The 10,391-nt window shown below is 38.3% G+C and carries 8 protein-coding genes; 2 read left to right on the top strand and 6 right to left on the bottom strand.

Annotated features, from left to right (window positions below):
- Positions 1–703: 703 nt before the first annotated feature.
- The 4 genes from B5771_RS00080 to B5771_RS00095 form a co-directional block, all read right to left on the bottom strand.
- Entirely contained in the window at positions 704–2,209 is a 1,506-nt protein-coding gene (locus tag B5771_RS00080; protein ID WP_088185726.1) for an MDR family MFS transporter, read from the bottom strand.
- A gap of 69 nt (positions 2,210–2,278) precedes the next feature.
- Positions 2,279–4,474, bottom strand: a complete 2,196-nt coding sequence (gene recQ, locus B5771_RS00085; protein WP_088185727.1) for a DNA helicase RecQ — start codon at positions 4,472–4,474, stop codon at positions 2,279–2,281.
- A gap of 287 nt (positions 4,475–4,761) precedes the next feature.
- The gene (locus tag B5771_RS00090) at positions 4,762–5,583 is read right to left on the bottom strand and encodes a TIGR03915 family putative DNA repair protein (protein ID WP_088185728.1); all 822 of its coding nucleotides are present in this window, start codon (positions 5,581–5,583) and stop codon (positions 4,762–4,764) included.
- Entirely contained in the window at positions 5,562–6,863 is a 1,302-nt protein-coding gene (locus B5771_RS00095; RefSeq protein ID WP_172408099.1) for a putative DNA modification/repair radical SAM protein, read from the bottom strand. Before B5771_RS00095 ends, B5771_RS00090 begins: the two co-directional genes overlap by 22 nt.
- A 317-nt stretch (positions 6,864–7,180) precedes the next feature.
- Here B5771_RS00095 and B5771_RS00100 point away from each other — a divergent pair, with 317 nt between their 5' ends.
- A complete protein-coding gene (locus B5771_RS00100; protein WP_088185730.1) occupies positions 7,181–7,585 on the top strand; it encodes a CidA/LrgA family holin-like protein in 405 nt (134 codons plus the stop codon).
- Positions 7,582–8,274: an LrgB family protein gene (locus tag B5771_RS00105; RefSeq protein ID WP_047812145.1), complete on the top strand. Its 693-nt coding sequence runs from the start codon at positions 7,582–7,584 to the stop codon at positions 8,272–8,274. Before B5771_RS00100 ends, B5771_RS00105 begins: the two co-directional genes overlap by 4 nt.
- A gap of 537 nt (positions 8,275–8,811) precedes the next feature.
- Here B5771_RS00105 and B5771_RS00110 read toward each other — a convergent pair.
- On the bottom strand, positions 8,812–9,627 hold the full coding sequence (locus B5771_RS00110) for a sugar nucleotide-binding protein (protein ID WP_088185731.1): 816 nt from the start codon (positions 9,625–9,627) through the stop codon (positions 8,812–8,814).
- A 525-nt stretch (positions 9,628–10,152) separates the two neighbouring features.
- Positions 10,153–10,391 (bottom strand): hypothetical protein (locus tag B5771_RS24465; RefSeq protein WP_207652657.1); only part of this gene is annotated, 239 nt, incomplete at its 5' end.

The following is a 10,391-nucleotide window of genomic DNA, read 5'->3' on the forward strand; positions in this document are numbered from 1 at the left end:
AAGTTATTTCAACTTCTCTTGAAGAAGATGATATCTTGCTCATGATTCCATGATTCTTTTGAAACTCTTGCGAGTTTCTCTCATTGGCTGTCCTTGTTGTTTAGTTTTCAAAGACCAAGGAATTTCACTCTAACACTCTCTCTTAATGCTGTCAACAACTTTTTCTTCAAGCAACAGGTTTGAGAGGTATTTAGAAGCGCTGTTCTTGAGCGCTTTGTTATAATACCACTTCTTCCTTAACTATGTCAACACTTTTCTTTAGTCTTTTTTGCTTTTATCCAGTTTTTAAGACCCCCACCTCTATAAGTGAGGCCACTGAAAATCTAGGAAAATCTATTGCTTGGGTATCCAAAGCCACCATATGCCGTAGGTAAAATAGAAAGTCAGCACTATATATGGTACTGACCTTCTCGAAGATAAAGTTTTTCAGTGGCCTCCTATATATGGTACTGACCTTCTCGAAGATAAAGTTTTTCAGTGGCCTCCTATAAGTGGGGGTGGCCCTTCGTTAACTTCAGGTGGGGTAGAGTCCCTCATTCCACATTGCTCACGGTAAATTTAAACATATTACTTTTGAAGAAAATAACTGTTTGAGTTATTCCGGGTATTATTTAATCAATAATAAGTTCACTAGTCATCAGAGCTATGGAGAGTGTGGGCAAGCTCTGAAAGAAGTTAGATAAGACTTTTCTATCAAGTAAGTCTAGTTTTGATTAACTGTCTTGGGAAAAAATATGGCTAAACCAAAACTCAAAACAGAAAATATCAGTAGACCCCAAAAAACATTATGCAATGATAAGGCAAGCCCTGAAGTAAGTAATTTCAATTCACTTTGTGGTAAAGCTCCTCTTTTAACTGGGTCAAGCAGGATGTTGATGACATCTAATTGCAGGCCCCCACCTTTACCGCTGCTCCGTAGAAAATTGAGCAATTTCAGATTCAAGATGCCGCCTAAAAGTGCCGCCCCCATAGTGTTGCCTAATATATTCATAAACATATTCGAAGCCGTAGCTACACCGCGCATTTTCCAATCAACACTGTTTTGAATTCCTACAATAAAAACGGTTCTTGCCAAGCCCATACCTATCCCTATAATTGCCGAACCCGCTCCTGCCCATAGCCAACCTTTATCTGGTTGCAGCGTTACAAAAAACATTGAACCGATCAGAGCCCAAATTGAACCGACGATAACAATATTACGGAACCCATATTTAAACATTATTCTGCCGGAAAAAGTCGCCGCCACAACCCAGCCCATAGACATAAAAGCAAGTGCAAAACCCGCAATTAAGGGAGTTTTATTCATGACTCCTTGTATATAGGTTGGTAAAAAAGATGATAATCCGATAATGACAACACCGGTTGTTAACGTGGCTAAATTTGATACAAGAATCAGTGAATGTTTCCAAATCCACAAAGGCATAATGGGTTCAATAGCCCTCTTCTCTTGTAAAACGAATAACAAGATGCCAAAAATGGCAATTCCGCTTAATATAAGAATCGGTGTTGAGGTCATTGGCCAAACTGTTCCTGCTTGGATAAAAATAACCATTAAGGCGCTGATTGAAATAAATATCAAAGCCGATCCTAAATAATCAATTTTATGTTCTTGAGTATGTACAGTCTCTTTAAGGAAAAACCATATTCCTATCATAGAAAAAAGGCCTATCGGAATATTTATCCAAAATATCCAAGACCAACGTACATATTGCACAAAAAAAGCACCTAAAGCTGGCCCAATAATTGAGGATACCCCCCAAACACTTGAAAGATACCCTTGAATACGAGCACGTTCTGAGATATCAAAAATGTCCCCAACAATAGTCGTGGCAATTGGTTGAACAGCACCTGCCCCAAGACCCTGAATTAAACGAAAGAGAATGAGCATATTCATACTTTTGGCTAACCCACAAAGCAATGAACCCATCAAAAAAACAATTACCCCAAATGAAAAGATTGGTTTTCGACCATATAAATCAGCCAATTTCCCATAGATAGGGATTGTTACCGCTTGCGCTAAGAGAAACGCCGAAAACACCCAGCTGAACTTTGAAAACCCACCTAAATCACCTACAATACTTGGAATCGCTGTAGCTACTATCGTCGCTTCAATGGCTGCCATAAACATCGCTAACATAATACAAGCTAACGTAACTTTGCGATTTGTTTTAGCATTTTCCCTTGCGTGATTTTGTTCCGAACTATGCATTAAGAAATAACTCCTTCTGGAACCGAACCGTATGAAATTTAGTTTCAAAGACCTATAACAGTTCAATCCTTAATTAAATTCTCTATGTTTTTCCAAGACTGCCCTTATCGTAAACCATTCAATATCATCGGAAAGCAACTCTTTTATTGGACGTAATTTTTCGCGTCCAGCTTTATGGGCTGCTTCTAAAATTAAAGGTTCCTGTTCAACAGGAATAAAGTCGTCCCAAGGTACAGCATGTCCCTCCTGAGCACAACGCACAAGGTGATTTTGTACCGTTAATTCTGTTATTTTCCTAACCTTCCCGATTTCTTCAATTGAATACCCTTCTTGATATAAGATCAGCGTTTGGACGTGACTAGGAAGTTTGTCCTTTGCCATATCCGTCAGCGCTAAATTAATATTCGTTGCCTTACTGGATTGTTTTGTCGTTGAATCCATGCTGCTTTCTGCGGGCAAGGAAAATGAGCCGCTCCTTTTGAATTTTGCAGTTCCCATAAAATCAGCAATTGCATTCAAGAATTCATCTCCATACTTTTCTAATTTTCGTTCTCCGACACCACTAATCCGAATCATCTCCCTAGAATTTGACGGGCAAACCTGGGACATTTCCCGTAAGGTGCTATCAGCGAAAATCATATAGGGAGGCAAGTTCTCCTGTGCTGCTAATTCTTTTCGCAGTGCCCGGAGCCGATCGAAGAGACTGACCTCTTCCACAACATCGCGTGAAGGTTGTGGAGACACTTTTTTCATAACTTTCGTCTCACTTTTGATAACAGAAACAGCGGAAGGCATAAGCTTCAATACTGGATACTCTCCGGTTGATAATTGCAAATAACTCTCAGCGACTAAATAATTAATGAGATCCTTTATTTCCTGAAGTGACATATCCTTTAAAAGTCCATGCGTAGAAAGCTTATCAAAATTTAGTTCGATTATCTTCGCTTTACGTGATCCCTTTAGTACTTCAGCAACCATGCCAATCCCAAAGCGTTCTCTCATCCGATAAATGCAAGAAAATATTTTCTGAGCATCTAATGTAATATCAACTATCTCACGTGTATCATTACAATTACTACAGTTTTCACAATGATTCGGAACCTCTTCTTCCCCAAAATACTCTAAAATAGTTTTCCTTAAACAACGAGGGGTATGACAATAATCCACCATTCCTTGAAGCTTTTTATGCTCATTTAATTTCCGCTCCGGATTTAATACACTTTGTTCGATGAGAAATCTTTGCAGAACAACATCTTGAGGTGAAAAAAGTAAAATACACTCCCCCGGTTCTCCATCACGTCCCGCACGTCCAGCCTCTTGATAATAGGCCTCCATATTCTTCGGCATATTGTAATGGATTACATATCGAACATTAGATTTATCAATACCCATTCCAAAAGCGTTAGTAGCCACCATAATCAGAGTTTCATCAAAAAGAAAATCCTCTTGGCTCTTTTTACGCTCGTCGTCACTCATCCCGGCATGATATTTTCCGACCATTAACCTATGTTTCGTTAAAAAAACCTGGAGATGATCCACTTCTTTTCGAGTCCCGGCATAAATGATTCCTGATTGATCCCTATGTGCCTGTACATAGTCTAAAATAAATGCCTTTTTGTTCTCTCCTCGAAGAGTTGTAAAGGACAAATTAGGCCGATCAAAGCCCGTCACATAAACATTAGGGTTATCAAGCTGGAGCAAACGAACAATATCTCTCTGAACCTCCTCGGTTGCAGTTGCCGTAAAGGCACCAATCAGCGGCTTTTGGGGCAGAGAGTTTACAAAAGATCCCAATTGAATGTAGCTTGGCCGGAAATCATGTCCCCATTGTGAAACACAATGGGCCTCATCAATTGCCAAAAAAGAAACATTCAGAGATTTTAAGAGCATACGGAAGTTCTCCGATTCTAATCGTTCCGGAGCGATATAGAGAAGCTTATAGTCTCCGCGAAGGACTCGCTCAATTCGGGCCCTTACTTCTCCGAGGGATAAGGAACTATTTATAAAGGTCGCTGAAACTCCAAATTGCTGGAGAGCATCAACCTGGTCCTTCATTAAAGAAATTAACGGTGAGATAACTAATGTAGTTCCCTGAAAAATTAAAGCAGGAACTTGATAGGCTAAGGATTTACCGGCCCCTGTGGGCATTATTGCCAGCGTATCCCTGCCCTTAAGCAAACTCTCTATTACTTTTTGCTGACCATCCCGAAATTGAGTATAGCCAAAATACTTCTGCAATACTCTAAGCGCCGTTTCTATGAGCACTTTGAACAACTCCTTAAAAGGATAACTCTTCTATCTATTATAGCAAAAAAATAAGATTGAGGCCTTATTCCCGAAACCTTAAAGAACATTCTGTACTTAAATTCTGTACTAAAGATGACCAATAATTATGCCACGACCTTCATATACTCATAATTTGTAATCTAAGACATTGGGGTAAATGTCCCCCAACAGCAAGAAACCTCCAACATTTCTTTAGCGTTGGAGGAGATAACCAATGAACTTAGTATGTTCATTTAAAAATATGATAACAAATTCTAGGACAAACATTAAGGCTCAAAAGATCTGATAGCTTGTTTACTCAGATTTTGCTGTTTCTCACTAACACTATATAATTCCTCAGCTTTTCCCAATTCAGTCAATTGTCCCCAATACCTCTTCGGCATTAGTGTCATACGGCATTTCGGATTATATCGCTCTTCAATAGCTATCGTTTGATAAAATTGCTTCCAAAGACGGCGATATTCAACTTCCGATTTATCAGCTTCAGGTAACGTTAATTCATCGATATCAATCAGCTTCGCTTCCTGCCCCTGATATACTAAAGCCATCTTATGTGTTTTATCATAAATCATAAAGGACTCATTGCGAAACCTATCACAGAAATGATCCGCAATAAGAGGCAATACGAAATTTTTAGGTTCAATTACCGCCACCATTACCTTATCATAAACAGAAAATCGTACAAACCCCTTGAACTTATGGCTTTCGGACGTCAAATGATGTACGGCTTTTTGCAAAGTGCTGACAGTATCATCTGTAAGCATCGACATAACCTTGCTCCCGTGCTTATAACCTAAGCGTAAAAAATAATAGATTAATAGTTCCTTCTGGGGGGCATTTGTCCAAAAACCCAGCGTAACTAATTCCTGCGCTTGAACTGAGATTTTTGCTGCGATTGACTTATAGACCCGATCTGACTTGGTAATGTCCGTTTCAATCCATTTCGCTGTATCAAAAAGGCTTTGCTGATGACTAGGAGTTCTGATAGCACTTGGAACCTCCTTGAGAGCAAAGCTTTCAAAAACACAGCACATTAACCCTTCGAAACTCCCATCATATTCATAAACTATCTCTGCTCTGTCAAACACTGACTCACTTCCTCGCTCGTCATAGGATGGTCGGAAAAAAGAGAGAGCTGCTCCGCAAAACCGGTTAATAATTTATGCTGATCGGACATCAGCGTTTTCAAAGTAATGTCTGATGGTATTTTTAGCTGATTCATGACTTTTCCCTTACAAGTAATAAAATATTGTGCTCGTTTTAGCACAACACCCATCTTTTTGAGCCCAGCAAAATCAATTAGACTACTTTTCCTTGCCGTTAGAATACGCATGGCGCTGGTTACCCCTATCCCCGGAACACGCAAAAGCATCTCATAAGGTGCTTTATTTATTTCAATGGGGAATTGTTCCAGATGGTTAATTGCCCAATTACACTTAGGGTCAACTTGCAAATTGAAATTTGGGGTTTGCTCATCAAGCAATTCATTGGCTTTAAAACCATAAAATCTCAACAGCCAATCAGCCTGGTAAAGGCGATGTTCACGTAGAAGAGGAGGTTTTGTGTCTACAGATGGTAACAGAGTATGTTCCGCTACCGGTATATACGCAGAATAAAAAACCCTTTTCAGACGATATTTTTGATAGAGTCCTTCGCTTAAGGTTAGGATTTTTTGATCCGTATCAGGCGTCGCACCAACAATCAGCTGTGTGCTCTGCCCTGCGGGTACAAACTTTGAAGCATGTCGAAATTTTACAAGATCTGAGCTATTCTCCTGGATCTTATGACTAATAAAGCCCATAGGCCGTAATATAGAATCTTTTGTCTTATTCGGGGCTAAAAGCTTCAAACTTTCTTGGGAGGGCAATTCGATATTAACGCTCATGCGATCAGCTAAAAGCCCTAAGCGAGTGACTAACTCACTATCCGCTCCAGGAATAGCTTTAACATGGATATATCCATTAAAATGATAAACTTCACGCAGCAGCATTAATGCCTTGATCATTTGCTCCATAGTATAATTTGGGCTTTTAATTACTCCGGAGCTAAGAAACAATCCCTCAATATAGTTCCTTCGATAAAAATTGACCGTTAGTTCTGCCAGCTCACTAGGAGTAAATGCCGTTCTTTTTGTATCATTTGAGGTGCGATTTATACAATATTTGCAATCATAAATACAGATATTCGTCATCAAAACTTTTAGTAACGAAATACAACGCCCATCAGCCGCAAAGCTATGACAAATACCTGCTTTTGCAGCACTTCCTATGCTCCCTTGTTTCCCTCGTCTATCTACACCACTGGAGGTACAAGCTACATCATATTTGGCTGAGTCTGATAAAATCATCAATTTGTCATAAATATCGATGCCAATCCCCTCCATATTTTAGTTTATCTTATACCTTGTCAACACTATAATACAAAACATATGTTCTTGTCAAAGAAAAAAAAGCAAACACACGTAAGAGGTTTGTGTTAAGATATGTCAATATTTTTTCATTTAAAACTTAAAAATTTATGCTTTCAGGAATATCCATCGCTATATCCTCCCATGAGTATTTTTACTTATAGACAAATGGAATTATTTATATGCTATATATGTATTTAACACATAGAACTCGTCGCTATATACTTGTTACATAAATTTACTCAACCACAAGCAAATGAAAAAAGAGGTTGTTAGCGATGAAAAAAGTACTTCAAATAACAAGGATGTTCAAACCAAGGCGGATTTTTCTAGCATTAATTCAAATAGGTATTCTCTATATCTTTTCGTTTGTTGGAAGTTTCTTAGGTAAACTATTGCACCTAAACTTCCCCGGAAGTCTAATCGGTATGGGCATATTATTTATCCTTTTGCGCCTCGAGATCTTTCCGTATAACTGGGTTGTTATCGGTGGTAACTGGCTGCTTGCTGAATTGCTTTTGTTCTTTATTCCATCAGTCGTAGCAATAATGCAATACATACAGTTTCTCCACCAGGACGGCCTTGATCTATTCATCATCATCTTAATTAGCACAGTCGCTGTCATGGTTAGCAGTGGCCTTACCGCAGAAATGATAACTAGAAAAGGAGGAAAGGCATTATGAGTGAATTTGTTGGCTTCATAAGTGTAGTTCTCACCATTATCTTCTATTATAGTTCAAAGGCTTTATATGGCCGTATTCGCTTTGTGCTATTCTCACCCTTATTAATAGCGCCTGCGGCATTAGTAATTGGTTTACTAACACTTCATATTTCCTATTCAAGCTATATTATTGGCGGAAAATGGCTGAGTGTACTTCTACAACCTGCAATAGTAGCCTTTGCTTTACCATTATATAAACACTATGAATTATTAAAAAAGTATTTCCCAGAAATCATTCTCAGTGTCTTAGTGGGTACTCTCTCTGCATTTTTGTCTTCTGCCCTGCTGGGGCTGGGTGCTAATTTTGAACCTCAGATTATACTTAGCTTAGCACCACGTTCGGTTACAACTCCAATTGCTATTGATGTTTCCAATAACTTAGGTGGTATCCCTTCCCTTACAGCAGTCTTTGTTATCTTTACAGGCTTAATGGGGCTTGTTATCGGCCCACTGGTAATCCGTTTTCTCCACCTTCGTTCACCAATAGCTAAGGGGGTCTTATTGGGAACAGGAGCACACGGCTGCGGAACATCCGCTGCTTTATCATTAGGTTCTCTCGAGGGTACGATTGCAAGTCTCGCCATGATCTTTGCTGGATTAGCAACCATCATTCTTGCTCCGGTCATTTTTCCGTTACTTCTAAAGTTATAATGAGTTTTAACTTTGTAAGATAGACAAAGAAGATTATTTGTCCAATCCCTTAATCGTGGTCCCAAACGTTATTTACATCAGCGAAAGAGCGTCATTGAATTGACTTAGCCATAATTTCTTTTATGCGAAACCTAATAGCTGGTATAGTTTTAGTTTTTCTAAAACAAGTTGCCTTTGATAAATAGTCTTTAATTTCATGAGAAAGGGTAGTACGCCACGGGATCCTGTAGCGTACTACTCTTTCTCTTGTACGTCATATAATTCGCCTTGAATGATTGTTAATCGAATTGTCCTTAAACCATAGGCTAGCTTATCTCATAACCTGTAAACAACTGTTGCGGTGAATTGCTGTCTGCTTCACAACACTCAACCACAGAACAGCCGTGTAAAATAAAATACGACCTTAAGTTAAGGCGTTTTTGGCGCATGATTGCTCTTAAGCAAAGTCATGTAATTTTACGGTTAAAGAATAATCCAATTGGAATTTAACTGCGAGGCTACATTAGTAGAATGCGACATAACATATTAATTAAACCTTCAATTGATTAAATAACTAATTACCGACTTATTCATTAATCTTAACCGTCCAGGGAATTCATCATGTCTCTCTGATAAAAGTGCAAAGTACCCTTCTTCCTCAAAGTTTTCTTGAATCCTAGCATTATTAAAACCCAACTCTAGTATTAATTCATTATAAAAACCTTTATGATTAACTACATCCTCTGCTCCCAGATGAAAAATCCCCTTTAACTTATTCTCAATAATGTAATATAATTGCTTTGCTATCAAAAAATCTGTATTTGCATTATATAATAATTTTGGATATACAACGATTTCTTCGTTATTGATCAGCGAATTTAATAGATATTTCATTCTCGGAGAGTCTTTTCCCCAAACTTGAGGAAGCCTTAATATACATACATTATCATGTAAAATTTCTATCATTCTGTTTTCACATGCTATTTTATATTGCCCATAGCCAGTACAAGAATCAGGTAAATCATGTTCATAATGATATTTACTTAAATCATTATCAAAGACGTTTAGAGTAGAGAAAAAGTATAATCTACCCTCGGTTTCCTTTAAATGTTCAGCAATTTTTGTATGTAAAATCAACTGTTTATTATAATCTCCGCTTAAACATGATATGACACTTTGAGGCTTTAAAGTATTTAGTATACTACTAATATTAGCCGAATCCTCAATGTTCAGTTTAAAAATTCTGTCTTGATTAAAAGGTAATGGACTTTTAAAGTAGGTTGCATAAATCTGAAATTCCTGATATTTGTCCAGTTCTCTAATTATTGCTTTCCCTACAAGTCCACTTCCACCCAAGATCAAAACATTGTGCATAAAAATTATTCCTCCGATAGATTATTTCGTAGTTTTCTACGAATCCTCACAGTTTAAGAAATAAAGTCTTCCAATACCAATCGGAATTATTCATTTATACCTTTTGAGTCAATGGTAATGGGAATATCCCCAAAGGTTTACTCCATTGATTTTAATCCCCTAGGTCTTTAATCAACTATAATAAGTCAACGAAAGCTCATTTGTTTTCAGTATTTACCTATTTCCTTTGATTTTTCTCATTATTTTACCATATTCTTTCTAAAGTCGAGAAATTCCTTGTATTTGTTAACTCTGTGTTCAATATTTGTCAGAAAATCTATCTATAGCTTTGATTATGAAAATTGTTCACTTTCTTTGCTACTGCTACTGTATGTGATCGAACGGGTGGAACCCCGGTAGTTTATACTTTCATTTCTTTCATTAAACGCAAACAGACTGCCATATGGCAGTCTGTTGCTTGTTTTACCTGGAAATGACCTACTTTCCCAGGGGCCTGCGCCCCAAGTATCCTTGGCCCTGGAGGTCTTAACTTCCGAGTTCGTGTATACGAAAAGCGGACGAGCTTTTCGCCACGCTGCGTCCCGATACGCATTCTCCTGCAGCGTGGATCGAACGGGTGGAGCCCCGGTAGTTTATACTTTCATTTCTTTCATGAACCACAAACAGACTGCCATTATGGCAGTCTGTTGCTTGTTTTACCTGGCGATGACCTACTTTCCCAGGGGCCTGCGCCCCAAGTATTATTGGCCCTGGAGGTCTTAACT

The organism is Desulfosporosinus sp. FKA (assembly GCF_002196785.1).
Lineage (GTDB): Bacteria > Bacillota > Desulfitobacteriia > Desulfitobacteriales > Desulfitobacteriaceae > Desulfosporosinus > Desulfosporosinus acididurans.